Source organism: Vibrio sp. 378, assembly GCF_033339435.1.
This window is the reverse complement of the sequence record NZ_JAWOUO010000006.1, coordinates 40,246-66,713: the sequence shown is the minus strand read 5'-3', so window position 1 is coordinate 66,713 and position 26,468 is coordinate 40,246. Positions and strand designations below refer to the sequence as shown.

24 protein-coding genes are annotated in these 26,468 nt (G+C 45.3%); 5 read left to right on the top strand and 19 right to left on the bottom strand.

Translation table 11 applies throughout. The features are described from left to right. Position 1: 1 nt before the first annotated feature. The 6 genes from ftsB to rlmD form a co-directional block, all read right to left on the bottom strand. A complete protein-coding gene (gene ftsB, locus R7Q48_RS12735; protein WP_005380907.1) occupies positions 2-283 on the bottom strand; it encodes a cell division protein FtsB in 282 nt (93 codons plus the stop codon). Between the two features lie 425 nt (positions 284-708). Further along, the gene (gene eno, locus R7Q48_RS12730; protein ID WP_005383785.1) at positions 709-2,010 is read right to left on the bottom strand and encodes a phosphopyruvate hydratase; all 1,302 of its coding nucleotides are present in this window, start codon (positions 2,008-2,010) and stop codon (positions 709-711) included. 78 nt (positions 2,011-2,088) lie between these two features. Beyond that, positions 2,089-3,729, bottom strand: coding sequence for a CTP synthase (locus R7Q48_RS12725; protein WP_021034029.1), 1,641 nt, complete (start codon positions 3,727-3,729; stop codon positions 2,089-2,091). A 205-nt stretch (positions 3,730-3,934) separates the two neighbouring features. Continuing rightward, a complete protein-coding gene (gene mazG / locus R7Q48_RS12720; RefSeq protein ID WP_256903001.1) occupies positions 3,935-4,738 on the bottom strand; it encodes a nucleoside triphosphate pyrophosphohydrolase in 804 nt (267 codons plus the stop codon). A 364-nt stretch (positions 4,739-5,102) separates the two neighbouring features. After that, on the bottom strand, positions 5,103-7,322 hold the full coding sequence (relA, locus tag R7Q48_RS12715) for a GTP diphosphokinase (protein WP_005380915.1): 2,220 nt from the start codon (positions 7,320-7,322) through the stop codon (positions 5,103-5,105). 123 nt (positions 7,323-7,445) lie between these two features. Continuing rightward, a complete protein-coding gene (rlmD, locus tag R7Q48_RS12710; protein ID WP_318132320.1) occupies positions 7,446-8,765 on the bottom strand; it encodes a 23S rRNA (uracil(1939)-C(5))-methyltransferase RlmD in 1,320 nt (439 codons plus the stop codon). A 192-nt stretch (positions 8,766-8,957) separates the two neighbouring features. On the opposite strand from rlmD, the gene barA reads away from it, so the two are divergent. After that, positions 8,958-11,756 carry a two-component sensor histidine kinase BarA gene (gene barA, locus R7Q48_RS12705; RefSeq protein WP_213877715.1) on the top strand — a complete coding sequence of 933 codons (2,799 nt, stop codon included), beginning with the start codon at positions 8,958-8,960 and terminating at the stop codon, positions 11,754-11,756. Between the two features lie 69 nt (positions 11,757-11,825). Here barA and acpS read toward each other — a convergent pair whose 3' ends face one another. From acpS to rpoE, 11 genes are all read right to left on the bottom strand, one after another. Next, positions 11,826-12,206 (bottom strand): holo-ACP synthase, encoded by a 381-nt coding sequence (gene acpS, locus R7Q48_RS12700; RefSeq protein WP_213877713.1) that lies wholly within the window; start codon positions 12,204-12,206, stop codon positions 11,826-11,828. Between the two features lie 10 nt (positions 12,207-12,216). Continuing rightward, positions 12,217-12,951 (bottom strand): pyridoxine 5'-phosphate synthase, encoded by a 735-nt coding sequence (pdxJ, locus tag R7Q48_RS12695; protein ID WP_005384579.1) that lies wholly within the window; start codon positions 12,949-12,951, stop codon positions 12,217-12,219. Next, a complete protein-coding gene (gene recO, locus R7Q48_RS12690; RefSeq protein WP_005384578.1) occupies positions 12,948-13,679 on the bottom strand; it encodes a DNA repair protein RecO in 732 nt (243 codons plus the stop codon). The genes pdxJ and recO overlap by 4 nt, the downstream gene beginning before the upstream one ends. A gap of 115 nt (positions 13,680-13,794) precedes the next feature. After that, the gene (gene era / locus R7Q48_RS12685) at positions 13,795-14,757 is read right to left on the bottom strand and encodes a GTPase Era (RefSeq protein WP_005380931.1); all 963 of its coding nucleotides are present in this window, start codon (positions 14,755-14,757) and stop codon (positions 13,795-13,797) included. After that, positions 14,750-15,427 (bottom strand): ribonuclease III, encoded by a 678-nt coding sequence (gene rnc / locus R7Q48_RS12680; protein WP_005380932.1) that lies wholly within the window; start codon positions 15,425-15,427, stop codon positions 14,750-14,752. Before rnc ends, era begins: the two co-directional genes overlap by 8 nt. 21 nt (positions 15,428-15,448) lie before the next feature. After that, entirely contained in the window at positions 15,449-16,348 is a 900-nt protein-coding gene (lepB, locus tag R7Q48_RS12675; RefSeq protein ID WP_256902998.1) for a signal peptidase I, read from the bottom strand. 104 nt (positions 16,349-16,452) lie between these two features. Next, the gene (gene lepA / locus R7Q48_RS12670) at positions 16,453-18,246 is read right to left on the bottom strand and encodes a translation elongation factor 4 (RefSeq protein WP_005380934.1); all 1,794 of its coding nucleotides are present in this window, start codon (positions 18,244-18,246) and stop codon (positions 16,453-16,455) included. Between the two features lie 158 nt (positions 18,247-18,404). Beyond that, positions 18,405-18,875, bottom strand: coding sequence for a SoxR reducing system RseC family protein (locus R7Q48_RS12665; protein WP_005380936.1), 471 nt, complete (start codon positions 18,873-18,875; stop codon positions 18,405-18,407). Between the two features lie 2 nt (positions 18,876-18,877). Then, positions 18,878-19,837, bottom strand: a complete 960-nt coding sequence (gene rseB, locus R7Q48_RS12660) for a sigma-E factor regulatory protein RseB (protein ID WP_256902996.1) — start codon at positions 19,835-19,837, stop codon at positions 18,878-18,880. Then, positions 19,834-20,460, bottom strand: a complete 627-nt coding sequence (locus R7Q48_RS12655; protein WP_005380944.1) for a sigma-E factor negative regulatory protein — start codon at positions 20,458-20,460, stop codon at positions 19,834-19,836. Before R7Q48_RS12655 ends, rseB begins: the two co-directional genes overlap by 4 nt. Before the next feature lie 26 nt (positions 20,461-20,486). Further along, positions 20,487-21,065, bottom strand: a complete 579-nt coding sequence (gene rpoE / locus R7Q48_RS12650; protein ID WP_005380946.1) for an RNA polymerase sigma factor RpoE — start codon at positions 21,063-21,065, stop codon at positions 20,487-20,489. Positions 21,066-21,619: 554 nt separating this feature from the next. Between rpoE and nadB the strand changes: the two genes are divergently transcribed. Continuing rightward, on the top strand, positions 21,620-23,233 hold the full coding sequence (gene nadB, locus R7Q48_RS12645; RefSeq protein ID WP_005380947.1) for an L-aspartate oxidase: 1,614 nt from the start codon (positions 21,620-21,622) through the stop codon (positions 23,231-23,233). A 22-nt stretch (positions 23,234-23,255) separates the two neighbouring features. On the opposite strand, the gene R7Q48_RS12640 is transcribed toward nadB, so the two are convergent. Together R7Q48_RS12640 and R7Q48_RS12635 are read right to left on the bottom strand one after the other, a co-directional pair. Then, positions 23,256-23,717, bottom strand: a complete 462-nt coding sequence (locus R7Q48_RS12640; RefSeq protein WP_224721353.1) for a protein YgfX — start codon at positions 23,715-23,717, stop codon at positions 23,256-23,258. Then, entirely contained in the window at positions 23,686-23,946 is a 261-nt protein-coding gene (locus tag R7Q48_RS12635; RefSeq protein WP_005380951.1) for a succinate dehydrogenase assembly factor 2, read from the bottom strand. The genes R7Q48_RS12640 and R7Q48_RS12635 overlap by 32 nt, the downstream gene beginning before the upstream one ends. Positions 23,947-24,135: 189 nt before the next feature. On the opposite strand from R7Q48_RS12635, the gene ygfZ reads away from it, so the two are divergent. The 3 genes from ygfZ to R7Q48_RS12620 all read left to right on the top strand — a co-directional run bounded on the left by ygfZ (position 24,136) and on the right by R7Q48_RS12620 (position 26,416). Beyond that, the gene (gene ygfZ / locus R7Q48_RS12630; RefSeq protein WP_053306778.1) at positions 24,136-25,104 is read left to right on the top strand and encodes a tRNA-modifying protein YgfZ; all 969 of its coding nucleotides are present in this window, start codon (positions 24,136-24,138) and stop codon (positions 25,102-25,104) included. Then, on the top strand, positions 25,097-25,570 hold the full coding sequence (locus tag R7Q48_RS12625) for an aminoacyl-tRNA deacylase (protein ID WP_256903041.1): 474 nt from the start codon (positions 25,097-25,099) through the stop codon (positions 25,568-25,570). Before ygfZ ends, R7Q48_RS12625 begins: the two co-directional genes overlap by 8 nt. A 639-nt stretch (positions 25,571-26,209) precedes the next feature. Next, positions 26,210-26,416 carry a DUF1107 domain-containing protein gene (locus tag R7Q48_RS12620; RefSeq protein WP_005380970.1) on the top strand — a complete coding sequence of 69 codons (207 nt, stop codon included), beginning with the start codon at positions 26,210-26,212 and terminating at the stop codon, positions 26,414-26,416. The last annotated feature ends 52 nt before the right edge of the window (positions 26,417-26,468 follow it).

The window sequence follows — 26,468 nt, the reverse complement described above, 5'->3', positions numbered from 1 at the left end:
TTTAATGGTTTTCCTCACCTATAATGCGGTAAAAAGTCTCGCCATCTTTAACTAAACCGAGCTCATGACGCGCACGTTCTTCAATCGCATCAAGACCTTGCCTTAAGTCATCAATCTCAGCGAACATTTCATTGTTGCGAGCTTGTAGCTTGCTGTTCACTTGTTGCTGAACTTCAATTTCATCTTTTACTGTGTAGTAGTCAGACACTCCGTTTTTACCAAACCATAGAGTGTATTGAAGCAAGCCAAACAGTAGCGTAAGGGCTATAACAAAGATTCGCATATCACTGCTAACATTCTGTACCGGAAGGAATTAGATAAGGTGACATATATAGCATAAATGCGAGGTTGCCTCTAGGGGAGAAAGAGAGACTCACACGCTCCTTACAAGAAATAAGCAGCAAAATGAAACAAAGAGACTTCTCTACTCTCTCCTCGTTCTATGGAATCACAAATGAACGTAAGCGAAAGACATCAAAAAGCAAAGCCTGTTCTCATATGTCAGATACAAAAACACCCCGCCAAAGCTGGGTGTTTTTAAAGTTTTAAGTTAAGCCGTTAATTCAGTTAAGAATTAAGCTTGACCTTTAACTTCTTTAAGATCGCTTACTTGAAATATGGACTTAGCGCTTCCGTTATATAAAAAAACACCCCGCCAAAGCAGGGTGTTTTAAAAGCTTTAAGTTAAGCAGCTAATTCAGTGAAGAATTAAGCTTGACCTTTAACTTCTTTAAGACCGTTGAAAGGAGCGCGCTCACCTAGAGCTTCCTCGATACGGATTAGCTGGTTGTACTTAGCAACACGGTCAGAACGGCTCATAGAACCAGTTTTGATTTGACCTGCAGCTGTACCTACCGCTAGGTCAGCGATAGTTGCATCTTCAGTTTCGCCAGAACGGTGAGAGATTACTGCTGTGTAACCTGCGTCTTTAGCCATCTTGATTGCAGCTAGAGTCTCAGTTAGAGAACCGATTTGGTTGAACTTGATAAGGATAGAGTTAGCTACGCCTTTCTCGATACCTTCAGCAAGGATCTTAGTGTTAGTAACGAATAGATCGTCACCTACTAGTTGAAGCTTGTCACCTAGTAGTTCAGTTTGGTGCTTGAAGCCATCCCAGTCAGACTCGTCTAGACCGTCTTCGATAGAAACGATTGGGAATTGGTTAGCTAGCTCAGCTAGGTAGTGGTTGAACTCTTCAGAAGTGAAAGTTTTACCTTCGCCTTTCATGTTGTAGATGCCAGCTTCTTTGTCGAAGAACTCAGATGCAGCACAGTCCATAGCTAGAGTAACGTCTTTACCTAGTTCGTAACCAGCAGCTGCAACAGCTTCTGCGATAACTTCTAGAGCTTCAGCGTTAGATTTAAGGTTAGGAGCGAAACCACCTTCATCACCAACTGCAGTGCTGTAGCCTTTAGACTTAAGAACTTTAGCTAGGTTGTGGAATACTTCTGCACCGATACGTAGACCTTCTTTAAGAGTCTTAGCGCCAACTGGTTGGATCATGAACTCTTGGATGTCAACGTTGTTGTCTGCGTGCTCGCCACCGTTGATGATGTTCATCATTGGTAGAGGCATAGAGAACTGACCTGCAGTGCCGTTTAGCTCAGCGATGTGCTCGTATAGAGGCATGCCTTTCGCAGCAGCAGCAGCTTTAGCGTTTGCTAGAGAAACAGCTAGGATAGCGTTAGCACCGAATTTAGATTTGTTTTCAGTGCCGTCTAGTTCGATCATTACTGCGTCGATTGCAGCTTGGTCTTTAGCGTCTTTGCCAACTAGAGCTTCAGCGATTGGGCCGTTTACAGCTTCAACTGCTTTAAGAACACCTTTACCTAGGAAACGTGCTTTGTCACCGTCACGTAGCTCAAGAGCTTCGCGAGAACCAGTAGATGCGCCAGATGGAGCTGCCGCCATACCTACGAAACCGCCTTCTAGGTGTACTTCAGCTTCTACAGTTGGGTTACCACGTGAGTCGATGATTTCACGACCTAGAACTTTAACGATCTTAGACATTAATGTTTCCTCTCGTTTCAAATATAAATGTCAATCTTAAAGGGCAGCAGCACAACCTTCGCCGCCGCCCGTATCCTTTTACTTCTCAAATTCGCCGCGTGCGTTTTGGCCCGCAGCCTTAACAAAACCTGCAAACAATGGATGTCCATCGCGAGGAGTCGAGGTGAATTCTGGGTGGAACTGAGCCGCTACAAACCATGGGTGAGCTGGGTTCTCAATCATTTCCACTAACTTCTTGTCCGCAGATAGACCTGATACTTTTAGGCCTGCTTTTTCGATTTGCGGACGAAGCACGTTATTCACTTCGTAACGGTGACGGTGACGTTCATGGATCGTCGCGCTACCGTACAGTTCACGAGCTTTAGTCCCTTTCTCTAGGTGACACAGCTGTGAACCAAGACGCATCGTACCGCCTAGGTCAGACTTTTCAGTACGCTCTTCTACGCTACCTGATTCGTCTACCCACTCTGTGATCAAACCTACCACAGGGTACTTAGTCTCTTTGTTAAATTCTGTTGAATGTGCACCTTCCATACCCGCAACGTTACGCGCGTATTCGATTAGTGCAACTTGCATACCCAAACAAATACCTAGGTAAGGCACGTTATTTTCACGTGCATATTGAGCCGCACGGATCTTGCCTTCAATACCACGATCGCCGAAGCCACCTGGTACTAGGATCGCGTCCAAACCTTCTAGAAGTTCAACGCCTTTTGTTTCGATATCTTGTGAGTCTACATACTTAATTGTGACGCTTAGACGGTTTTTCAAGCCAGCGTGTTTAAGCGCTTCGTTCACAGATTTGTATGCATCTGGTAATTCAATGTATTTACCAACCATACCGATGGTTACTTCACCAGTAGGATTTGCTTCTTCGTAGATAACCTGTTCCCATTCAGAAAGGTCTGCTTCAGGAGCAGTAATACCAAAGCGAGCACACACAAGGTCATCTAGCCCTTGAGATTTAATCAACTGAGGGATCTTGTAGATAGAGTCTACATCCTTCATTGAAATTACTGCTTTTTCTGGAACATTACAGAACAGTGCGATTTTTTTACGCTCATTCGCAGGAATAACGCGATCGCTACGGCAAACTAGGATGTCTGGCTGAATACCGATAGATAGAAGTTCTTTTACAGAGTGTTGCGTCGGCTTAGTTTTCACTTCGCCCGCTGCCGCTAGGTAAGGAACAAGTGTTAGGTGCATGAACATTGCGCGCTCACGGCCTAGCTCAACAGCTAGCTGACGAATCGCTTCCATAAATGGTAGTGATTCGATATCACCAACAGTACCGCCAACTTCAACGATAGCCACATCATGGCCTTCAGAACCTGCAATAACGCGATCTTTGATTGCGTTAGTGATATGAGGGATAACTTGAATAGTTGCGCCTAGGTAGTCACCACGACGTTCTTTACGAAGTACGTCGGCATAAACACGACCTGCAGTGAAGTTGTTACGCTTGGTCATCTTGGTACGGATGAAACGCTCGTAGTGACCAAGGTCAAGGTCAGTCTCTGCGCCATCTTCTGTAACGAACACTTCACCGTGCTGAGTAGGGCTCATTGTGCCCGGGTCAACGTTGATGTAAGGGTCAAGCTTCATCATAGTCACTTTAAGACCACGAGCTTCTAGAATAGCCGCAAGAGATGCTGCTGCAATACCTTTACCTAGAGAGGATACAACCCCGCCAGTAACAAAAATGTAATTTGTCGTCATGTTTAACCTGAAATTGGTTGAATGAGGGAAATGGAGTGCTTCTGGACGGGAGATAAATATACCAGAAGCTCCTTACCGCCACAACGTGAAATCTATCACACCGTAATTTTTTATTTTTTGCTTCAAATCAAAGTGAGCAAAGACAAACCAAAGTCCGTTTTCGTGTAACCAAACAAGCTGACCTTATATTATGTATTCTGCCAGTTTACCTCTGCCTCGATTCTTCTTGTTTTACTTCATCCCAAAAATGGTCAAGTTCTGATAAAGAACAATCTGTAAGTACTTTGCCTGACTGCTGGACCTTGCCTTCAACTTGTTTAAAACGTCGCGCAAACTTTACGTTTGCTTTTCCTAGTGCGACTTCTGGGTTTTTATTAAGGTGGCGAGCCAAATTGACAGTCGCAAATAGCAAATCACCGAGCTCCAACTCAACTTTCTCTTCATCGGGCTGAACTTGCAGTGCCTCTTCCATGACTTCGTCAATTTCTTCTCGTACTTTATCGACAACCGGGCCAAGTGAATCCCAATCAAACCCAAATTTTGCACATTTTTTCTGAATTTTTGTAGCACGAGAAAGTGCCGGTAAAGAGTTTGGTATTGAGTCTAGGATACTTTCTTCCGCTTTGCCTACTAGGGCTTTTTCTTTTGCTTTTTCCGCTTCCCAGTTCGCGTTAATTTCCTCGTCAGATTCAAACTCAACATCTGAAAAAACATGCGGGTGGCGACGAGTCAGTTTTTCGTTCACGGTTTCGACGACATCCGAAAAGTCGAACAGCTCTTGCTCTTTCGCTAGCTGACTGTAAAAAATCACCTGAAACAACAAATCCCCTAGCTCTTCTTTTAGATTGAGCCAATCTCGATTTTGAATCGCGTCCACCACCTCGTAGGTTTCTTCTATTGTATGCGGAACGATGGTGTCAAAGGTTTGTTTTAAGTCCCAAGGGCAACCGTTTTCGGGGTCACGCAGCTTCGCCATGATTTGTTCTAACTGTTCAATTGGATGACTCATTTTTTGTTCCTTTAAACCTTTCTATTAAAGAAAAAGGTGAGCAGCCAAAACCACTCACCTTCTACATTATATTTTCTCAGCAGCTTTCACTAAGTAATTGTTACTTTGACAAGGCAACAAGTTTTCGCGACTCCTGAGCATAGCCTACTATGTGATGCCCCTGAGCCGGCACGTCGGAATAAGTGCAGCTAACGCAGATAAAAAGCCAAATATGACGCAAGTGTAACTCTGTAAATAGTTGAAGTTGTAGCTAGGCGACAAACAAACGAGACTCCTGAGCATGGTTCACCATGTGATGAGCCTGGGCCGGCACTCCGGAGTGCGTGCAGTCAACAACGCTACAACGATAACTATGACGAGAGTTTTAGCCGAGGCGTTTCACCGTCATGACATCCTTGATCTGTTCCACACGCTTCGAAACCCGCGAAAGCACCTCAATATTGGTGACTTCTAGGTCAAAGTCCATGATGGCAAGTTGACGTCTGTAGTCGACTCGGTTCTTCATACTGGTCACTTTGATCTTTTCGTTGGCGAACAGTGTCGTAATGTCTTTGAGTAGACCACCTCGCTCCATCGCTTCAACACGCACGGTGAGGATGTATGACCCCACAAAGCCGCTGCCCCAGACTGTATCGATGATGCGCTCTGGCGCATGATGGCGCAGTTCTTCTAGCTGTTCACAGTCACTACGGTGTACTGAAATCCCACGACCTTGCGTTATGTAACCAGAGATATCGTCACCTGGAATTGGCTGACAGCAACGTGCTAGATGTGTCATTAGGTTATCGACGCCTTCTACTACAACTGCGTCTTTTTTCGGTCGGCTTTGCGCGGGTGATTTATGCTCAGCTTCTTGCAGTTTTTCCAGTGCTTGCTGGTCTTCTTCCTCTGCCGTTGGCTTGTTAACTAACGCGTTAATATGGTTAATGATTTGGTTGATGCGCAAATCACCGCTACCTACACCAACATACAATTCATCTGGTGTTTTGACGTTAAACCGCTTGAGGGCGTAATGCTCTGCATCTTTTAACGTTGCGCCAATTTTGGCTAACTCATGCTCAAGGATTTCACGACCTGCTTCAAGGTTCTTCTCACGGCTTTGTTTTCGGAACCAGGCGTTAATTTTGGCACGCGCACGACCAGAATGAACGAAGCCTAATGATGGGTTTAACCAGTCACGTGATGGGTTAGGTTCTTTCTGAGTGATAATCTCGACTTGGTCACCCATATGTAATTTATGCGTGAACGGCACAATACGACCTCCGACTTTGGCACCGATACAACGGTGTCCCACTTCGGAGTGAATGTGATAGGCAAAATCTAGCGGCGTTGCCCCCATTGGCAAATCGACAACATCACCACGTGGTGTAAAGGCATAAACACGGTCATCAAAGACTTGGCTACGTAACTCATCGAGCATTTCGCCAGAGTCAGACATTTCTTCTTGCCAATCCAGTAGCTTACGCAGCCACGTGATCTTCTCATCATAACCGCTTCGGCTGCTTGCCCCTTCTTTATATTTCCAGTGCGCTGCAACACCCAGTTCCGACTCTTCATGCATTTGCTTGGTACGAATCTGGATCTCGATGGTTTTGCCTTCTGGCCCTAGAATTACTGTATGGATCGATTGATAACCGTTTGGTTTAGGGTTAGCAACGTAGTCATCAAACTCGCTCGGTAGATGCTTGTATTTGGTGTGAACTACGCCTAAAGCCGCGTAACAATCTTGCAGTTTGTCTGCGATGATACGCACTGCTCGCACATCAAACAGCTCATCAAAGGCCAAACTCTTTTTCTGCATTTTTCGCCAAATGCTGTAGATGTGCTTAGGTCGACCACTCACTTCGGCATTGATGCCCGACACTTCCATTTCGTGCGTGAGGTCTTCAACAAAGTCTTTGATGTACTGTTCACGAACGATGCGCCTCTCAGAAAGCTGTTTGGCAATTTGTTTGTAAGTTTCCGGTTGTTGGTAGCGGAAAGCGTAATCTTCAATTTCCCATTTCAGCTGACCGATGCCTAATCGGTTTGCTAGCGGCGCATAGATGTTGGCACACTCTTTTGCCGCCGCACGTCGAACTTCATCTGGCGCTTTTTTAACTTCAATAAGGTTACAAATTCGTTCCGCGAGCTTGATAACTACGCAGCGGAAGTCATCCACCATGGCAAGCAGCATGCGGCGTACGTTATCTACCTGAGATGACGCTGCACTGCCTTCCATGTTGACGTTGAGTTGGCCAATAGCAGCCATTTCTTCAACGCCGTCGATTAATTTTATGATTTCTTTGCTGTATTTCTCTTCCAGAATTTCTCTGTTAAAAGCACCACTTGAAACCAAAGGAAACAGTTGAGCAGCCACTAAAGTGGCTTGGTCCATAGACAAGGTGATCAAAATTTCGATCATTTCTCGTCCACGCCACAACAACAGTTCCGCTTGCTCGTTATCAGCTAATACTGTCTGGCAATCTCGATATACTTCGATTAAGCGTGAGGCTGTGTTTTTCTCTTGTCCTAGGCTAGCCACCCAGTTTTCGAGTTCAAACTGTTCATCTTGGTTTAAATGCGCGCTTCTTACCGCAACCATCTCATCATCCTAATTATTATATTCGTGTGGTTTGACTAACACCGTCCAGGTTAGTTCTTTTTACCGCGCGTACACGCTGGCTTTATGACCACCCACCACAAATAAGGGGTCAAAGTCCTAAAGTTAGGACTTTTCAAACAATGCCATCGATTCTAGATGACTGGTATGAGGGAACATATCCAGCATACCTAATTTAGTTAATTTATAGCCTTGCTCTATCAAGCTTTGACTATCCCTAGCAAGGGTAGCAGGATTACAAGAAACATAAACTACACGCTGTGCGCCAAGCTCAGAAACTTGATCGATGATCCCACTCGCTCCCGCGCGTGCCGGGTCTAATAATACTTTATCAAACCGCTCTGCGGCCCAGGCTTGGCCTTCAAAATCTTGCTCAAGGTTAGCGTGATAAAATTGCGCGTTATTGATTTGGTTCAAAGATGCATTGTTTGTGGCTTTTTCTACCATCTCTGCAACACCCTCTACTCCAACCACGTGCTTAGCTAATTTCGCAACTGGTAAACTAAAGTTGCCTAAACCACAGAACAAATCTAACACTCGGTCACTCTTTTGTGGGTCTAACCACTCAACCGCTTGCTTGACCATTTGTTGGTTTACACCTTGGTTTACTTGAATAAAGTTATTTGGTGCAAAAGGGATTTTCACTCCAACTTCTTGATAAAAAGGCATATCGCCTTCGATAAGGTCTAATTGTTCTGTCGATGGCATCAAGTACAACGATGCGCCATGACGTTTTGCCAACTCCGTTAGAGATTGAGTTTCACTCGTTGTCAGAGCGCTCAAGTGGCGCAGCGTAATACACGGCCCATTATCACCAAGTACCAGCTCTACATGACCCAATTGTTCAGGCTTTTTGAACGCTTTTAGGGCTGAGTAAATCTCTGGCAGCAAAACATTCAGTTCCGGTGCCAGCACTGGGCAATCGGTCACTTGCGCAATTTGCTTACTCTGCTTTTTACGGAAACCAAAATGTAGCTGACGTGTTTTTTTATCAACAAACAAGCTCACTCTCGCACGGCGACGGTAGGCCTGCGAATATCCCAATAACGGGGCATCTAGTTCAATGTCACTGCCTGAAAATTTTCGCATTAGCTGACGCAACGTTTGCTGTTTGTACGTCAATTGTTGGCCATAATCTAGATGCTGCAAATCACAGCCACCGCACTCATGATAATGTGGGCAAAATGGCTCCACACGAGCTTCACTCGGCTTAAGGATTTTAATCAACTTACCGCGAGCGAACTTGCTCTTTTCTTCCACCAATTGAGTGACCACCTCCTCACCCGGCAGTGCTCCATCAATAAACAATGGCTTCTTTTTGAGGTAAGCAATGCCTGCGCCGTGGTGATCTAAACGCTCTACTTGCACTGCTTGATGCCGAGTATTGAGTTGGGTTTTCTTTTTCGGTTGAAAGATGCGTGCCATGCTCTATGCCTGATTTATATGTAATTGCTCTTCGGCTTCACTATTCTTGATTGCAGCCGTTGTGTGATTCGAGTGACTTGATTATGCTTACCGTTTATTCGGTGACGTCACTTCTTTGCTCAAGGCTTTATCGTGCGCTTGAGAAATAATGCGTTATTTTCCCATATCCAGACTCCGATGTAATTAGATAACATGACCAGATATGGCTTACGAGCACGTGTAATTACACTAACTCTCGCTCCCACTCTCATTATTGGTTTATTACTGAGCGGTTTCTTCTCATTTAACCGCTACCAAGACCTTGAGAAACAAGTTATCACCACTGGTAACAGCATTATTGAGCCGCTGGCGATTGCCAGTGAAACTCATCTACTATCAGAAAGCCGAGAGGCGGTACGTCGCTTGATAAGCTACGCGCACCGCAAAAACTCCAAGCTGGTTCGTAGTATCGCGGTATTCGATGAACATCATGAGCTCTTTGTGACCTCTAACTTTCATCCTAATTTTGAAGCCTTGATGTTTCCCAAAGATAAACCGATCCCGCAACTGGGTAATTCGGAAATCTACGAAAACTCACTGATATTGCGTGTCCCCATTTTGTCAGAAGGTCACTACTTAGCGGAGTTGTCGAACGAAAGCCAAGGCACAAAAGCGATTGGTTACATCGCCGTCGAGTTAGATCTCTCCTCCTTGAGGCTGCAACAGTATCAAGAAGTCTTTTCTGCTTTTTTAGTTCTGGTTCTCGGTCTTGGCTTAGCAAGTGTGTTTGCTTCACGTCTAATGCACGATGTGACCCAACCTATCACCCACATGAAGAACGTTGTTGACCGTATTCGCCGCGGTCATCTTGATGTGCGTATCGAAGGCAAAATGCACGGTGAGTTAGACCAGCTAAAAAATGGCATCAACGCCATGGCGGTATCGTTATCAGAATATCACGTGGAGATGCAGCACAGTATAGACCAAGCCACGTCCGACTTACGTGAAACGCTTGAGCAGCTAGAAATTCAGAACGTTGAGCTGGATATCGCGAAGAAACGCGCGCAAGAAGCGGCTAGGGTTAAGTCAGAGTTCTTGGCGAACATGTCGCACGAGCTGCGTACTCCGCTCAATGGGGTGATTGGCTTTACTCGTCAAATGCTTAAAACGCAGCTTTCTAACAGCCAAACGGATTACCTACAGACGATTGAGAAATCGGCGAACAACTTGCTGAATATCATCAATGACATTCTTGACTTTTCGAAACTTGAAGCGGGTAAACTGGCGCTGGAAAACATTCCTTTTGATTTCCGAGAAAGTTTAGAAGAGGTAATTAACCTACAAGCCACCAGCGCGCACGAAAAAGGGTTAGAAATCACCCTAAAAGTGGACCCTAAAATTCCACCAGGTTTAGTTGGGGATCCACTACGTATCCAGCAAATTTTGACGAACTTAGTCGGTAACTCAATCAAGTTTACCGAGCGAGGCAACATTGATGTTAGCGTAGAAATGCGCTCTCAATCAGGAGACTCCGTCGAACTGCAATTCATGGTGCGTGATACCGGTATTGGTATCTCTGAGCGTCAGCAAGCGCAGTTGTTCCAAGCCTTTAGCCAAGCAGATGCAAGTATTTCACGTCGTTACGGCGGTACTGGCCTTGGTCTGGTTATCACTCAGAAACTGGTGAGCCAGATGGGCGGCGAAATCAGTTTAACCAGCCGTCTACACCAAGGTTCAACCTTCTGGTTTACGGTGCGCTTGCACTCAACCGAGATGCCAATGAGCGAACTGATTGAAGTGGAACTTCTGACTGGGAAGCAGTTACTGCTGATTGAACCAAACATGCAAGCCGCATCCGTAACCCAACAGATTCTAAGTCAGGAGGGTATTTTAGTAACCTACCGCTCTGCGCTACCAAACAACGAAGAACAATATGATTATGTATTGTTGAATTTAGCGGCCAACCAGACTCACGATGCGGAAGTTATTACACCTTGGATAGAACAAGCGAAACGCATGGCTCCGAGTGTTCTCCTAGGGACACCGAGTACCGAATTAGCGCTTGCGGACCAAATAATGACTGAGCATCATGTCCAGTGCCTGACGAAGCCATTGTCTCGCCGTAAGTTGCTACAAAGCCTGATTAGCGAACATGTAGAATCGCCACCGGTATTAAGCGCTCCAATTACGCCAAGCGAAGGGGACCGTTTACCTCTGACTGTACTAGCAGTGGATGACAACCCTGCAAACTTGAAGCTGATCTCTGCACTGCTCCGCGAACGAGTAGAAACCGTCACCGCCTGTAGCAATGGCCAGCAAGCGGTGAACCTAGCGACAGAGAAAAAGTACGATTTAATCTTCATGGATATCCAAATGCCACAAATGGATGGGGTGACCGCTTGTAAGCACATTAAAGAGTTGGAGCTAAATAAAGACACGCCAGTGATTGCGGTAACGGCGCATGCCATGGCAGGGGAACGAGACCGCTTGCTCTCAGCAGGTATGGATGACTACTTGACCAAACCTATTGAAGAGCATGTGCTACAACAGGTTTTGGCTCACTGGAACCCAAATGCTTGTACAGAGAGCATTGGCAAAGTCGCCCCTTCATACGTTGATGAACCTGAAGGAAGCGCACCTCAATCCGTTTCTTCGCCTCAGCAGGATGTGATTATTGATTGGCAAGCTGCCTTAAAACAGAGCGCGAATAAAGAGGATCTCGCTAAAGACATGCTGCGCATGTTGATTGAGTTCATCCCTGAAGTAGAAGCAGTCGTTGACCAAGCTCTGGAGCAAGAAGATATCTCTCGTGATGACCTAATTCATGTCATCCATAAGCTGCACGGCAGTAGTTCATATTGTGGCGTTCCAAGACTGAAGTCACTCTGTGCGACGCTTGAGCAAGCACTGCGCTCAGGGATCAGTCTTGAGGAAGTTGAGCCTGAAATGTTCGAGCTGCAAGATGAAATGATTAAAGTAACAACAACCGCAAAGTTATACCTTGAACAGTGATCTATTGAAGAGAAACAAAAGCCAGAGCAAATGCTCTGGCTTTTTAGTATTTTGTTTAAGACTTACAAGCTAGGATTCAAAAATGACCGTCGCCACAGCGTAATGACGCTCATCGGAAATGGACAGGTGAATGTGGTTAACGCCCATCGCATCCGCTATTTGCTTGGCTGTGCCCGTCAATGCGAGCACTGGTTTTCCAAGCGCATCGTTCGAGATGGAAAAGTCGTGAAACGTGACCCCTTTTGCGATCCCTGTTCCCAATGCTTTTGAGGCCGCTTCTTTAACTGCAAAGCGCTTAGCAAGATAACGACCTTGCAGCTTAAGCTGTGAGAATTTGGTCATTTCTTCTTCTGAAAGAATCCGCTGAGCAAAAGGTTCACCACTACGAGCTAACGCTTTTTCAATACGCTCAATTTCTGCAATGTCGGTCCCTAACCCTATAATCGCCATCTAGATAGCCCTATGACTGGCGAGCCTCAATCATCAGTGCTTTCATGTCAGCAACCGCTTTATTTAAACCATCAAATACTGCGCGACCAATGATTGAGTGACCAATGTTGAGTTCGTAAATTTCTGGTAATGCAGCAATTGGTGCGACATTGTGATAAGTCAGGCCATGCCCGGCATTAACAATAATACCTAGGTCATGTGCATAACTCGCACCAGCAGCAATCTTCTTCAGTTCAGCTTGCTGTTCGTCTTCTGTCGTCGCATCTGCATAGTGGCCAGTATGTAGCTCAATAAACGGAGCGCCACACTTTTTCGCAGCTTCAATCTGTTGACGGTCAGCATCAATAAAGAGCGAAACTTTAATGCCGGCATCTGTCAGCTTTTTCGTCGCAGCTTTAATTTTTTCAAGCTGCCCTACAACATCTAAGCCACCTTCCGTCGTCAGTTCTTCACGCTTTTCAGGCACTAGACACACAAACTCTGGTTTAGTTTGCAGCGCAATCTCAACCATTTCGTCCGTCACTGCCATCTCTAGATTCATACGCGTTTGAATGGTTTCACGCAGAATACGTACATCACGATCCAAAATATGGCGACGGTCTTCACGTAAGTGGATAGTGATACCGTCCGCGCCTGCACGCTCTGCAATTTCAGCAGCGTGAACAGGATCCGGGTATTTTGTACCACGTGCATTACGTAGAGTGGCAATATGGTCGATATTGACGCCTAAATAAATTGAGCTCATTTTCCGTTACTCCGTGCTCTGGGGGTCTGAATGAAAAATTCACGACTTTTTAAAGGTTTGCCGCCAAGATACGGCTTTAAGGCTATACGTGTAAAGCGTTTTGCCGCTTTTAGCTGCTCTTTAGTGACGAACCGCCGCTCACTGATAGCAATCAGTTCATTCCCTAAAAACGTGAGGTTATCGCGCCTAACCGAAGCAATAAACCCTTTCTGTTCCCGGTAACGATAGGTCATTTCTGGATCGACGGGCTCGCCGGTACCTGCACAATGCAAAAAATCCACGCCATACCCCATCGCAGACAGCAAGGCTAACTCAAAACGACGCAGTGCAGGCTCAGGGTTCTCGTTGTGCGCCAACTCGGTTAACGCATGCAAATAATCATGAAATAGTGCTGGCATCGGCACTTCAGCCATCAAAATACGGCCAATCAGTTCATTGACGTACATGGCTGAGTAGAGATTAATGCCCGTTAACGGCAAACCTAGACTTATCGGCTCGGCTTGACGCAAAGTTTTCATTGAGCCTTTCCCCGACCATTTAAGTAATAGCGGGGTAAAAGGTTGCAATGCGCCTTTTAAGTTCGAACGCTTACTGCGCGCGCCTTTAGCCATTAAAGTCATTCGGCCATATTCCTCACTAAATACATCAAGGATTAAGCTCGATTCACTGTAAGGGCGTCGGTGCAATACAAAACAGCGCTGTAAACCTTCGGAAGACAGATTACTCATCTAAGTCATTGTGCCTAAAAAGTGTGAAATAAAAAATAAGGAGCCGAGCGGCTCCTTATTTTAATCGATACTGATTTTTCATCGATGTTGGAGCGAAGCACCTTCGCAGCCAAGATTATAAATCGTCTATATAACCCAACGAACGCAACGCTCGTTCGTCGTCTGCCCAGCCAGATTTCACTTTTACCCAGGTTTCTAGGTAAACTTTACGACCGAACAATTCTTCCATATCCAAACGCGCTTCGCGACCAATGGTTTTAATCTTCTCGCCGCCTTTGCCAATCACCATTTTCTTCTGACCATTACGCTCAACAAGAATCAAGGCATTGATGTGGAAACCGTCGGTTTCGGGGTTGTAATCAAAACGTTCAATTTCAACCGTTACTGAGTATGGCAGCTCTTCACCAGTAAAGCGCATCAGCTTTTCACGCACAATCTCAGACGCCATAAAACGCTGAGAACGGTCAGTCACGTATTCTTCTGGGAAGTGATGCGTTGCTTTAGGTAAGTGATTACGCACGTGCTTACGCAGTACGTCAATGTTCTTACCTTGCTTGGCAGAGATTGGCACAACATCCACGAAGTCCATCTTCTTCGACATCTCCGCCATGTGTAGCATCACGTCGTTACGATCTTGTACGTTGTCGACCTTGTTTACACAAAGCACAACTGGGAAGTTCGATTTTTGAAGTTTGGTCAGCACCATCTCATCGTCTTTAGTCCAATGCGTACCATCGACTAAGAAGAACACAAGGTTTACATCACTCAATGACGAGTTAGCTGCACGGTTCATCAAACGGTTGATCGCACGCTTTTCTTCAATGTGAAGTCCAGGCGTGTCGACGTAAATCGCTTGGTAATCGCCGTCCGTATCCACACCCATAATACGGTGGCGTGTCGTTTGCGGCTTACGAGAGGTGATCGAAATCTTCTGACCCAAAATCTTGTTCAAAAGTGTCGACTTACCTACGTTTGGACGACCAACAATAGCAATAAAGCCACAGTGTTGGTTTTCTGGCGAGCTTGGCTCACCCTGTGATGCGAAAAACGCATCGATATCGAATTCGTTATCAGCCATTTGTTAATTGCTCAAGTGCTGTTTCAGCAGCCGCTTGTTCTGCCTTGCGGCGGCTGGTGCCTTTACCGATTACAGGCTTATCCACACCTGCTACTTCGCACTCAACCGTGAACTCTTGGTTGTGCGCTTCACCTTTAATATTAGTCACTGTGTAGACAGGCAGCGGTTTTCTTCTGCCTTGTAGGAACTCTTGTAGGCGAGTTTTCGGATCTTTCTGTGAAACGCCTGGTTTAATGGCTTCAAGGCGTGACTGATACCAACTCAGTACAATGCCTCGCACAACTTCAAGATCACTGTCTAGGTAAATTGCGCCAATAATGGCTTCAACCGCATCGGCTAAAATAGAGTCTCGGCGAAAACCGCCACTCTTCAATTCACCTGGACCTAATTTTAAATAATCTCCTAGATCGAATTCACGACCCAGTTCCGCCAATGTATGTCCGCGAACCAAAGTAGCACGCATGCGGCTCATGTCACCTTCGTTCACTTTTGGGAAACGATGGTACAGATCATCAGCGATGACAAAACTTAAAATTGAATCGCCCAGAAACTCAAGACGTTCATTGTGCTTACTGTTGGCGCTGCGGTGCGTCAGCGCCAAATTGATAAGCCCGGCATCTTGAAACTGGTAGCCGAGCTTTCTCTCTAGTTTATCAATTGGAGAATTCATACTCTCTCGATATTTGAATGGTTAGTGAATGCCACCGATGCGGTTAAAACGCACACCAGTTGGAATCCATGAAGGTAGAACACTATCTGCGCCACGATCAAACTCGAAGCTGATCCAGATCGCGACAGCTTTACCGACTAAGTTTGCTTCTGGAACAAAGCCCCAGTAACGGCTGTCAGCACTGTTGTCACGGTTATCACCCATCACAAAATACTGACCTTGTGGTACAACCCACTCTGTCGTGCCGCTGCGTGGGAAATATTGCTCCACGCGGTTACGCACAAGAGGGTTAACCAAAATATTGTGCTCAACGTTACCCAATTTCTCATCCAGTTGGATCATTGGAATACCGTTCGAGCTAAACTGACTTTCTTCAACATTGCTCAGTTTAACTGGCTTACATGTCGATTCGCCTTGGCTTTGCACGCAAAGCTGCTTATCACTTGAATAACGCACGATATCACCAGGTAAACCAACTACACGCTTAATGTAGTCCACACTTGGTTGTGGTGGGTATTTGAAGACCACGATATCACCACGCTCAGGCTTACCAGTTTCCACTAGCTGAGTACGCCATACTGGGTCTTTTAGACCGTACGCGTACTTCTCAACTAAAATGAAATCGCCAACCAGCAAGGTAGGCATCATTGAGCCTGATGGGATTTGAAATGGTTCGTAGATAAAAGAACGTAATACTAAAACGAACGCGATCACAGGAAAAATAGAGACGCTATTTTCAACCCACCAAGGCTGACGCTCAACTTTTTGCAAGGTCACTGCATCCAAACCATTAGACGTCTGAGCTTGAATCTCAGCCAGTTTTTCCTGACGCTTTTTCGCGAAAACCAGCTTTTCCAATAGCCAAACCACGCCAGTTACCAAAGTCGCAATAACCAACATCAGTGAGAATGTATTCGCCATTAAATTCCCTTATCTAAAAATACGAAAGTGAAAGAGCCGAAACCCTTTCACTTATTTTAATATCTAACGTCTTAAGACCGACAAGTGTGAGACAAAGTTCAACTTTAGTCTTTACCTACGTGAAGGATGGCTAGGAACGCTTCTTGAGGCAGCTCAACGTTACCGATCTGCTTCATGCGTTTCTTACCTTCTTTCTGTTTCTTCAGAAGTTTCTTCTTACGACTTACGTCACCACCGTAACATTTCGCGATAACGTTCTTACGCAACTGTTTTACCGTTGAACGAGCGATAATGTGGTTACCAATTGCCGCTTGGATTGCGATATCAAACATTTGGCGAGGGATGAATTCTTTCATCTTCTCTACCAACTGACGACCGCGAGTCTGAGACTGATCTTTGTGTGTGATCATCGCCAATGCATCAACAGTGTCACCGTTAAGAAGAACGTCTACACGTACCATGTTCGAAGCTTCAAAACGCTGGAAGTTGTAATCCAAAGATGCGTAACCGCGTGATGTTGATTTCAGACGATCGAAGAAATCCAGTACCACTTCAGCCATTGGAATATCGTAAGTCACAGCGACTTGGTTACCGTGGTAAACCATATCAACTTGACTGCCTCGCTTTTCAACACACAGGGTGATTACGTTACCGAGGTACTCTGAAGGCACAAGGATATTACAACGCGCAATCGGTTCACGAATTTCTTCAATATCATTGATCGCTGGTAGTTTTGCTGGGCTATCAACATACAGCAGATCGCCATCCGTCTTCTCAACTTCGTAAACTACCGTTGGTGCTGTGGTAATAAGATCCAAGTCGTATTCACGCTCTAGACGCTCTTGGATGATTTCCATGTGCAACATGCCAAGGAAACCACAACGGAAACCAAAGCCAAGTGCCGCAGAGTTTTCTGGCTCGTAGAATAGCGATGCGTCGTTAAGGCTTAGTTTGCCTAGTGCGTCACGGAAGTTCTCGTAATCGTCAGAAGATACAGGGAACAGACCTGCGTAAACCTGAGGTTTAACTTTCTTAAAGCCTGGTAGCGGTTTATCACAACCATTCTTCGCTAGAGTCAGCGTATCACCAACAGGGGCACCAAGAATGTCTTTGATACCACAAACAACCCAACCTACTTCACCAGTACGAAGGGTATCGGTATCCACTTGTTTTGGCGTAAAGATACCAAGGCGGTCTACACCCCAAACTTGGCCCGTACTCATCACTTTGATCTTATCGTTCTTCTTCAGTTCGCCGTTTTTAATACGCACTAGAGAAACAACGCCAAGGTAGTTATCAAACCATGAGTCTATGATCAGCGCTTGTAGTGGCGCATCTGGATCACCTTCCGGTGCTGGAATCGCTGACACAATGTTCTCTAGAACGTCATCAACACCGATGCCTGTCTTCGCAGAACAGCGGGTTGCTTCCATTGCATCGATACCAACGATTTCTTCAATTTCTTCCGCTACACGTTCAGGATCGGCTGCTGGTAGGTCAATCTTGTTCAAGATTGGCACAACCTCTAGATCCATTTCGATCGCGGTGTAACAGTTAGCCAGTGTTTGAGCTTCAACACCTTGACCCGCATCCACAACCAATAGCGCACCTTCACAAGCCGCTAGAGAACGTGATACTTCATATGCAAAGTCAACGTGCCCCGGAGTATCGATGAAGTTCAGCTGATACGTCTCACCGTCTTTAGCGGTGTAGTTTAGCGTCACACTCTGAGATTTGATGGTGATGCCACGCTCACGTTCAAGATCCATAGAATCCAGAACCTGTGCGGCCATTTCACGATCGGTTAACCCGCCACAAACTTGGATTAGACGGTCTGATAGGGTCGACTTACCATGGTCGATGTGGGCGATAATCGAAAAGTTACGAATGTGCTTCATAGATTTAGGGTGACTAACTCTTTACAAATAGGGACAGTAAGAAACGCCATCTACTGACGGCATTTCAATCAAGTTGGCAGATTCTACCGAATTTCGTTAACGGGCGCACGTAATTTAAAGTACATACCCAAATAACCTTTAGTGGAGGGGGACAGCACTTACTGGATTGGCTCTCCAAGTACCCGAACGAGGGTAACTTGGCGCTTAGATTCATCTTCTAACGGACGAGAAACACGTTTTGCGATCCACATTCCACCAGCGGCAAACAATACCGATGCCAATATGATGATGCCTTCCCCGCCGGCTGTCAGCGGCGCTAATAGGAAGTGACCAAACATCGCACCGATAATCAAACCAAACAATGGCAGTAAATAAACCGCCATTGCTGATTTTATTAGGCTCGACTCAGGAAAACCAATCTCGACGACTTGACCTATTTTCACCGATTTATCCGTGCGCAGGTGCCAAGATAAACTCTTGTTACCAATGGCTTTAGTAACAACGCCCGTTCCACAGCTTTTCTGTGAAGAGCAACTACTGCAACTGGTCTGCTGTTCGCAACTTAAATCAATTTCGAATTGCTTGCCGCGACGATGCACGTCTGTCACGGTAGCCAACGCGGTCATCATTGTTATTTACTCTTTGTTACATTAAATGTGACAGATTGGGCGATACGCTGTGCTGTGGTCGGTGGAATGTCTCCTACAACAGAGATTTCATGTTGACCGCTCACAAAACTGTGTAGCGTTCTTCTGCCTTGGCGAACCAACTGCCCTTTTAACGAATGCTCATCTTTGTTTGCTACGTAAACAGAGAAGCTAAACAGACCATCAGAATACAGCTGGCTCTCCACCATTTGGTTAGTAACGGCCATACGATAGCGGTTGAGCTCGTTCGGCTCGAAACCCTCAGGGATCCAACCAACCTGCCAATTACTTGTCCCAATATCGCCTTTTGGCATGGTGAGAACAGCAGGTAATTGAACATCTTGCAGGCCACTCATTAACTCTGCGATTTTTGGGTTTACCGTGTAAGAAATAGTGCGATATTGTTCAAGCATTTCACCATCGCGGTCCACAAGGTCGGCACGCAACGGCAATTTACTCTTTTCATCGATCCATAGTACGTATGAATAGCGCAGACCGTCTTTAGGAACAATACGCAGCACTTGTGTTGCCACACCAGCTTCACGAGCTCTACCCACTTTTACATAGTCGTAATACAAGTTTAGCTCATCGATATTGGTGTTGAGCATAGGCATAGTCGGAGCGACCATTTTACCTGACTCGATGGTGAACGGTTCTAAACCCGTTTCGATATAACTTACTTCAGTTCCGCGACGAATCACTTCACGCACAGGGCCACTTAAGTAGACAAGATGAGCATATTGATTGTCACCATGCGTGGCATGACGATACAGCAACGGCTCAATGCTGTTCTTTTTGATAAGGATATAAGAGAGTTCGTAACTTAAATTCTTACTCGCCTCGCTCATTTGATGCAATAAAGCCTCCGCTGGCTTGTCACCAGCAAAGGCTTGAGAAGACATCATACTGAACAGAGCGCAAGCGCTGATCAGAAATTTTTTCATTCAATATCCGGATTCAGATTTGCATCTTGTTGAGATGCATCACTGTTAATTCGTAACTGCAATTCGTAGTCTCGCAGCATAGCATGAACACGCTTGCGCTGCTCTTGCATATTTGCCTCGCCTACAGAACGTTCTACAGACTCACGAGTCAAACTCACTGGTTCTGCGCTGCCAGCAAACGGAACCGTCTGCAATACAGGTAATTGATCTGTTTGCGGCGACATTGAATCGCTACCACCGTACTGCTGTACACCTAAAATAACAACAAGCGATACACATGCAGCAACAGCAACTTGACCAAACTGCGTCAACCAACCTGGCAACTGACGTTTTGCTTTTTGCGGTTCTGGTTGCGACTCTTTTGGCGTATCCGCAATTGAGATAACATTTGCACTGTGCGAATCAAACGCACGGTGTGCAGGTTCATCTTCTAACGCTAACGCCACGCTTTCAGCAATATTCCACTCAGGTTTTGCTGGCGCTTCGCCTCGCATCACATCACCAATCAGGTGATAGTTCTGCCAAGCATCACGGCTCTCTTGGTCTTGCTCTAACTCTTGAATTAAAGCCTTATCGACCAATTCTCCATCCATGAGAGCTGAAAGTTTTTCTTTGTCAGCCATTATTTTCACCATAGTTATTACTTGTACTAGCGTTGCAAAAGAGGTCTGATTTTCTTTTCCACCGCCTCACGAGCACGGAAGATACGCGATCGTACCGTTCCTACCGGGCAATCCATCACTTCTGCAATTTCTTCATAACTCAAGCCATCGAGCTCTCGTAATGTCATTGCGGTTTTTAAATCTTCAGGTAAAGCTTCGATTGCACTGAACACCACCCGTTGCAATTCTTTGGACAACGTTAAGTTCTCAGGGTTCGATATTTCTTTAAGTGCACTACCTGTTTCGTAAAATTCAGCATCTTCAGCATCGACATCTGTCGCTGGAGGTCTACGCCCTTGAGCAACAATGTGATTTTTCGCAGTATTCACTGCAATGCGATACAGCCACGTATAAAACGCACTTTCCCCACGAAAGCTAGGGATAGCTCGGTAAGCTTTAATAAACGCTTCTTGTGCTACATCTGGTACATCGCCAGGATTACTAACGTATCTGGAAATAAGATTACATACCTTATTCTGGTACTTTGTTACCAACAGGTTGAATGCTTGCTTATCGCCATTCTGAACTCGCTCAATCAATACTTGATCGGTCAGCTGCTCGTTCATTCGAGCGGATACTCCTATTTGTTATGCCCCTACTCTTCTCAGATATGGGTACTAATTATGCAAAACGTAGTATTGACACCACTGCTTACTTGAGCACTATTGTGACCCTAACGTGAATGAGAAAGTTCCATGGTTTCTCAAGTTTTTTGTCATTGTTTTTTCACAGTGTGATGTCTGTACCCAAATGACCACCGCTGCCTGACTTTAGTCTAAGTTTGACAAGCGAGCATCTTGGAGGGAAATGGGTATAATGAATGATCTCTGTCCCAGATTGTGCTGGGTCGAGCATGGAAAAGCAATGGCATTGACAAACTATTACTTTTCATTTGCATGGCTAATGGCTATCTGAACACCGCGTTACAAATTATAACTTAGGAAGCATGCTCATGCTCTGCATGAAAAAGAAGAGTGGCTCAGTCACCGCCGTAACACGGACGTCGATAGGTCTCCCAACTTAGCCCTTAGCGACAGATGTCGCGATAATGGAATGCACATGGTGTGCAAATAATACACAAGGTAACTTTGTTACCTTAGCTTGGGATTATAAAAGTTATATGAACACAAATCGTGAACATGAGTGTGATGTATTAGTGGTAGGGAGTGGCGCGGCAGGTTTGTCGTTGGCTTTGCGCGTTGCTAACCACTGTAAGGTGATGGTGCTGAGTAAAGGACCACGCAGCGAAGGGGCGACATACTATGCTCAAGGCGGTATCGCTGCCGTATTTGATGAGTCAGACACCATTGATTCACACGTTGAAGACACGCAAATCGCCGGGGATGGTATTTGCGATGAGGAGACCGTAAGGTTCATTGCTGAGCATTCAAAAGAGTGTGTACAGTGGTTGATTGACGGTGGTGTCCCATTTGATCGTGAAGAAGATGACTCTGACGATGAACCTCGCTACCACTTAACTCGTGAAGGTGGTCATAGCCGTCGTCGTATTCTTCACGCGGCAGATGCGACAGGTATGGCGATGCAAACCTCCCTGCAAGATAACGCTCATAACCATCCAAACATTCATGTTCTCGAACGTCACAATGCTCTGGACTTAATCACCGAAGACAAAATTGGCGGTGATAAAAACAAAGTTATCGGTGCTTATATTTGGAACCGCAACGAAGAGCATGTCGAAACCGTGCGAGCCAAATTTGTGGTTCTCGCTACAGGTGGTGCTTCAAAGGTTTATCAATACACCTCTAACCCAGATGTGTCGTCTGGTGATGGTATTGCGATTGCTTGGCGTGCAGGGTGTCGTGTGGCTAATATGGAATTTAACCAGTTCCATCCGACGTGTTTATATCACCCAGAAGCACGTAACTTCTTGCTAACTGAAGCGTTACGTGGCGAAGGTGCTTACCTGCGTCGTCCAGATGGTTCTCGCTTTATGCCAGATTTCGATGAACGTAAAGAGCTTGCTCCGCGTGACGTCGTGGCTCGTGCTATCGACTTCGAAATGAAGCGTTTAGGCGCCGACTGTATGTATCTCGACATCAGTCATAAGCCTGCTGACTTTATTACGAAACACTTCCCAACCATTTATTCACGTTTGATGGATTTGGGCATCGACATGACTAAAGAGCCAATCCCAATCGTACCTGCTGCACACTACACTTGTGGCGGTGTCATGGTGGATAGAAATGGCTGCACCGATCTGAAAAATTTGTATGCGATTGGTGAAGTTAGCTACACCGGGCTGCACGGTGCTAACCGCATGGCATCAAACTCACTTCTCGAATGCGTGGTTTATGCTTGGTCTGCGGCAAAAGATATTCTAAAACATCACACTAACGTTGAGCTACCCTCACAGGTGCCATGTTGGGATGAAAGTAAAGTAACCAATAGTGATGAAGAAGTGATCATTCAGCACAACTGGCACGAGCTTCGTCTGTTTATGTGGGACTACATGGGCATTGTGCGAACTGACAAGCGTTTAGAGCGCGCCTTACGCCGTATCCAACTGTTGCAACAAGAAACACACGAGTACTACAGCAATTTCCGAGTGTCGAACAACTTATTAGAACTGCGTAACCTTTTACAAGTAGCAGAGTTGATGGTTCGTTGTGCGATGCAGCGTAAAGAGAGTCGAGGTTTGCACTACACGCTTGACTATCCGAACCAACTGGAAAACAGCGGACCAACGATTTTGGTTCCAGCTAAACAGCTTTAACTTTACCAATTAAACTATTACATCAGCAGGGAGCATTAGCTCCCTGTTTCATTTCCCATTGGCGTAATACCAAAGATAGTTGACGATACTGCTCATCGTCACAGCTATCACGCCAAATCGTAACACTACGGCCAGATTGCAATTGGAATGTTATCTTGAATGGTGATGCCGATGTATCGACTCGCTGTAAATGACCCTTTTCGGACTCAATATCTTCCGAGTATTCGCCATACTCAAGGGCATCAAACCTAACCGAGCCATCGCAGTGCACATACCAATGCCCATGACTTGTAGGTTGAACAAGGCCTTGGCTTGAGAGAGCCTTAACAATCAGTAATAACAAATAAGTCGATAATACGAGCGGAATGCTAGAGAGGATAACAGCCCAAGTCATCAATAAGAAAAGTACAACATTGAGGACTCGGGCAGTCAGAGAGGGAGAAGCAGTAAAATTAACGAACTTTGCTGAGGTTATGGGCGACAATTTTATCAACCATTGCTGCATGACCTAAATTTTCGCTACGGCCATGCCCCATTACCCAAGTAAACAGATCAGGATCATCGCATTCAAGTAAAGAAACAAAGTCACGCTGCTCTTGTTCACTCAGAGTATCAAAGCACTCTTCAAAAAACGGCATAATTACTACGTCAAGCTCAAGCATGCCTCGACGACAAGCCCATTTAATACGCGCTTTTTCTTCCGGAGTGTACATTCACTATTCCTTCATAGATGTCTTGTTGTTAGTGCGGAGTGTAACAAGGGATGTGCTACGTCACTAGTGTGCGGGTCACAATACGATAGTGAAAGCAGACAAATGTTGATTCGTAAATCGCTCCCCTAGTATCTCAAGGTTATTTGGGTATAACATAGCGGAAAAATATCTTCAAAAGGCATTGTAATTATGGAATGGCAAACTCGTTTTTCAGCATTACCTCTCTCAACTCAAGACGCACTTCCAGAGTTATCTATCTCACTGCTGGATAACTTCGGCATGATCACCATGATCGGTGACGATAAAAAATCATACTTACAAGGTCAGGTTACCTGCGATGTTGTTTCTTTAGAACAAGACCAATCAACACTGGGCGCACATTGTGATGCAAAAGGCAAAGTGTGGAGCGTGTTCCGCCTTTTCCATCATCATGATGGCTACGGCATGATCCAACCAAAATCGGCGATTGACGTAGAACTTAATGAAATAAAGAAATACGCCATTTTCTCTAAAGTAACGATTGAAGCTTCTGATGACGTTATCTTAGGTGTTGCTGGCGTCAAAGCCGACGAATTCATTTCAACAATGAGCAAGACAACTGGCAGCGTTCGCCCAGTTGACGGTGGCACAGCAGTGCAAGTTGCACGAGATCGCTGGTTACTGATATTAAGTGCGCCAGAAGCACAGCAAATCGTTGAAACTACCGACGCTGTCTTTACGACAAATGAGCTTTGGAATCGTTTCGATATTGAGGCAGGTCTACCATTTGTCTCTGCATCCGCGCAGAATGCTCACATTCCACAAGCACTTAACGTGCAAGCTTTAGGAGGCATAAGCTTCACAAAGGGCTGCTACACGGGACAAGAAACGGTAGCACGAGCGAAGTATCGCGGTACCAATAAACGTGCGATGTATATCGTAAAAGGTGCAACTTCTGCTCCATTCAGTGACGAACCAATTGAGCTCGAACGCAGCGTAGGTGAAAACTGGCGTTCAGTAGGTGCTTTATTAAATCACTACCAGTTCAGTGACAATCACGCGATTGGCCTGATCGTACTGCCTAATAATCTCGATGAAGACACTCGTCTTCGTTTAGTTGCGCAACCAGAATGTGAATGGACAATCGAATCACTGCCTTACAGTCTTGATGATGAGTAATACAATCAATACTCCTTTGATGCAATTTCTCACAGACCAACACATTCCGTTTCGTCTGTTATCGCATCAAAGACCAGCAACCACCATTGAGGATGCCGCGCACCAACGCGGCATTCGCCCTTCTCAAATGGTGAAAGCAATCTTGCTACGAGACATGGGTAATCAATATGCACTCGCCTGTGCACCAGGTGATCGTAGCGTTGATCCCAAAAAAGTGCGCTCGTTACTGAAATGTCGCCGGATGACTTGTGTTGATCAAGCCGATGTTGAGTCCATCACTGGTTACAAAGTTGGTACTGTCACTCCTCTGTTACTCAAACGTCATATGCCAATCGTGTTCGACCCCAGCTTACTAGAAGAACAGGAAGTCACGATCAGCAGTGGCGATCGAATGGCTGGGCTGGCGCTTTCTATTCAAGATCTTATCCAATTGTGCCAGCCGACCGTAGCTGAGATCTGTCGTTAATCGTCTAAAAACAATGTAATGACACGTAGTGTTTCTATCACTGCGTGATCTCGCTCATATCTACAAAAATAGACATGAGAATTTTTAATCACATATAAAACATAAATAGTCACAAAGATAAAACTCGTATATGCTGAATTTGTTGGTTAAGTTTCAAACAAGCACTTAACCAATATAAAGTGAGTCAGCTAGCTGAGTGACAGCATTCATGCAGTTAGTTATCCACTTTTGTGTAATGCATCTGTGACTATTCGCCCGCTGAAGCGGGCTTTTTTTTACGTGGAACTTTTTCTCTTTCATTTCCTCTAATCGTTAGAACGTAAAGTGTGTTACGCGGAGCACGACCTTAATAGAAACAACTAGCAAACAACCGTTTTCGTTCTATTCTTAATTCTGTAACAAAACTATTGCTTAATGCGTCACGTAAAAAGGAGTGTATTGGCGTAAGGGTTCCTCTAGAGAGGTTACTTTTGGGGTAATCCTCACGCTATTTAAGAGATGACTCTGTCAAATTGTCTAAGACAACACAATTCTCTGACGCAACACCCTACATCTGTATTTAATACTATTGCTGTCACAATAATTTTCGCGTCCAGAACGTAGAATACCTAGGCTAGGTTAGATAAAAGGAAAGTAAATATGAGACTGTTTAAGCGCTATACACCAAGTATGATTGCTAAACATATAAGTCGTCTTTTTAAAGGAAGAATTTATATTTACGGGGTCGGTAGATTCGAGTTTGATAACGGTAAGTTAATACTGCCGGAGAAAGCAGAGCAACGCCATTTCCGAGCGGTCAAAGAGATCAATCAAGAAATAATGAAACTCCGATGCGCATATGCTTAGCAAAATGTTGATAAAACAAAGGCTGGATTAACCAGCCTTTTGTGTATTTGAA

Coding starts and splice junctions, on each gene's coding strand:
- nadB (WP_005380947.1), top strand. CDS start 21,620: ATGAACACAAATCGTGAACATGAGTGTGATGTATTAGTGGTAGGGAGT.
- lepA (WP_005380934.1), bottom strand. CDS start 18,246: ATGAAGCACATTCGTAACTTTTCGATTATCGCCCACATCGACCATGGT.
- era (WP_005380931.1), bottom strand. CDS start 14,757: ATGGCTGATAACGAATTCGATATCGATGCGTTTTTCGCATCACAGGGT.
- R7Q48_RS12665 (WP_005380936.1), bottom strand. CDS start 18,875: ATGATGACCGCGTTGGCTACCGTGACAGACGTGCATCGTCGCGGCAAG.
- ftsB (WP_005380907.1), bottom strand. CDS start 283: ATGCGAATCTTTGTTATAGCCCTTACGCTACTGTTTGGCTTGCTTCAA.
- pdxJ (WP_005384579.1), bottom strand. CDS start 12,951: ATGAGCTCAATTTATTTAGGCGTCAATATCGACCATATTGCCACTCTA.
- eno (WP_005383785.1), bottom strand. CDS start 2,010: ATGTCTAAGATCGTTAAAGTTCTAGGTCGTGAAATCATCGACTCACGT.
- R7Q48_RS12655 (WP_005380944.1), bottom strand. CDS start 20,460: ATGGCTGACAAAGAAAAACTTTCAGCTCTCATGGATGGAGAATTGGTC.
- rseB (WP_256902996.1), bottom strand. CDS start 19,837: ATGAAAAAATTTCTGATCAGCGCTTGCGCTCTGTTCAGTATGATGTCT.
- rnc (WP_005380932.1), bottom strand. CDS start 15,427: ATGAATTCTCCAATTGATAAACTAGAGAGAAAGCTCGGCTACCAGTTT.
- R7Q48_RS12620 (WP_005380970.1), top strand. CDS start 26,210: ATGAGACTGTTTAAGCGCTATACACCAAGTATGATTGCTAAACATATA.
- R7Q48_RS12625 (WP_256903041.1), top strand. CDS start 25,097: ATGAGTAATACAATCAATACTCCTTTGATGCAATTTCTCACAGACCAA.
- recO (WP_005384578.1), bottom strand. CDS start 13,679: ATGAGTAATCTGTCTTCCGAAGGTTTACAGCGCTGTTTTGTATTGCAC.
- rpoE (WP_005380946.1), bottom strand. CDS start 21,065: ATGAACGAGCAGCTGACCGATCAAGTATTGATTGAGCGAGTTCAGAAT.
- barA (WP_213877715.1), top strand. CDS start 8,958: ATGACCAGATATGGCTTACGAGCACGTGTAATTACACTAACTCTCGCT.
- mazG (WP_256903001.1), bottom strand. CDS start 4,738: ATGAGTCATCCAATTGAACAGTTAGAACAAATCATGGCGAAGCTGCGT.
- ygfZ (WP_053306778.1), top strand. CDS start 24,136: ATGGAATGGCAAACTCGTTTTTCAGCATTACCTCTCTCAACTCAAGAC.
- R7Q48_RS12725 (WP_021034029.1), bottom strand. CDS start 3,729: ATGACGACAAATTACATTTTTGTTACTGGCGGGGTTGTATCCTCTCTA.
- rlmD (WP_318132320.1), bottom strand. CDS start 8,765: ATGGCACGCATCTTTCAACCGAAAAAGAAAACCCAACTCAATACTCGG.
- R7Q48_RS12635 (WP_005380951.1), bottom strand. CDS start 23,946: ATGTACACTCCGGAAGAAAAAGCGCGTATTAAATGGGCTTGTCGTCGA.
- lepB (WP_256902998.1), bottom strand. CDS start 16,348: ATGGCGAATACATTCTCACTGATGTTGGTTATTGCGACTTTGGTAACT.
- acpS (WP_213877713.1), bottom strand. CDS start 12,206: ATGGCGATTATAGGGTTAGGGACCGACATTGCAGAAATTGAGCGTATT.
- relA (WP_005380915.1), bottom strand. CDS start 7,322: ATGGTTGCGGTAAGAAGCGCGCATTTAAACCAAGATGAACAGTTTGAA.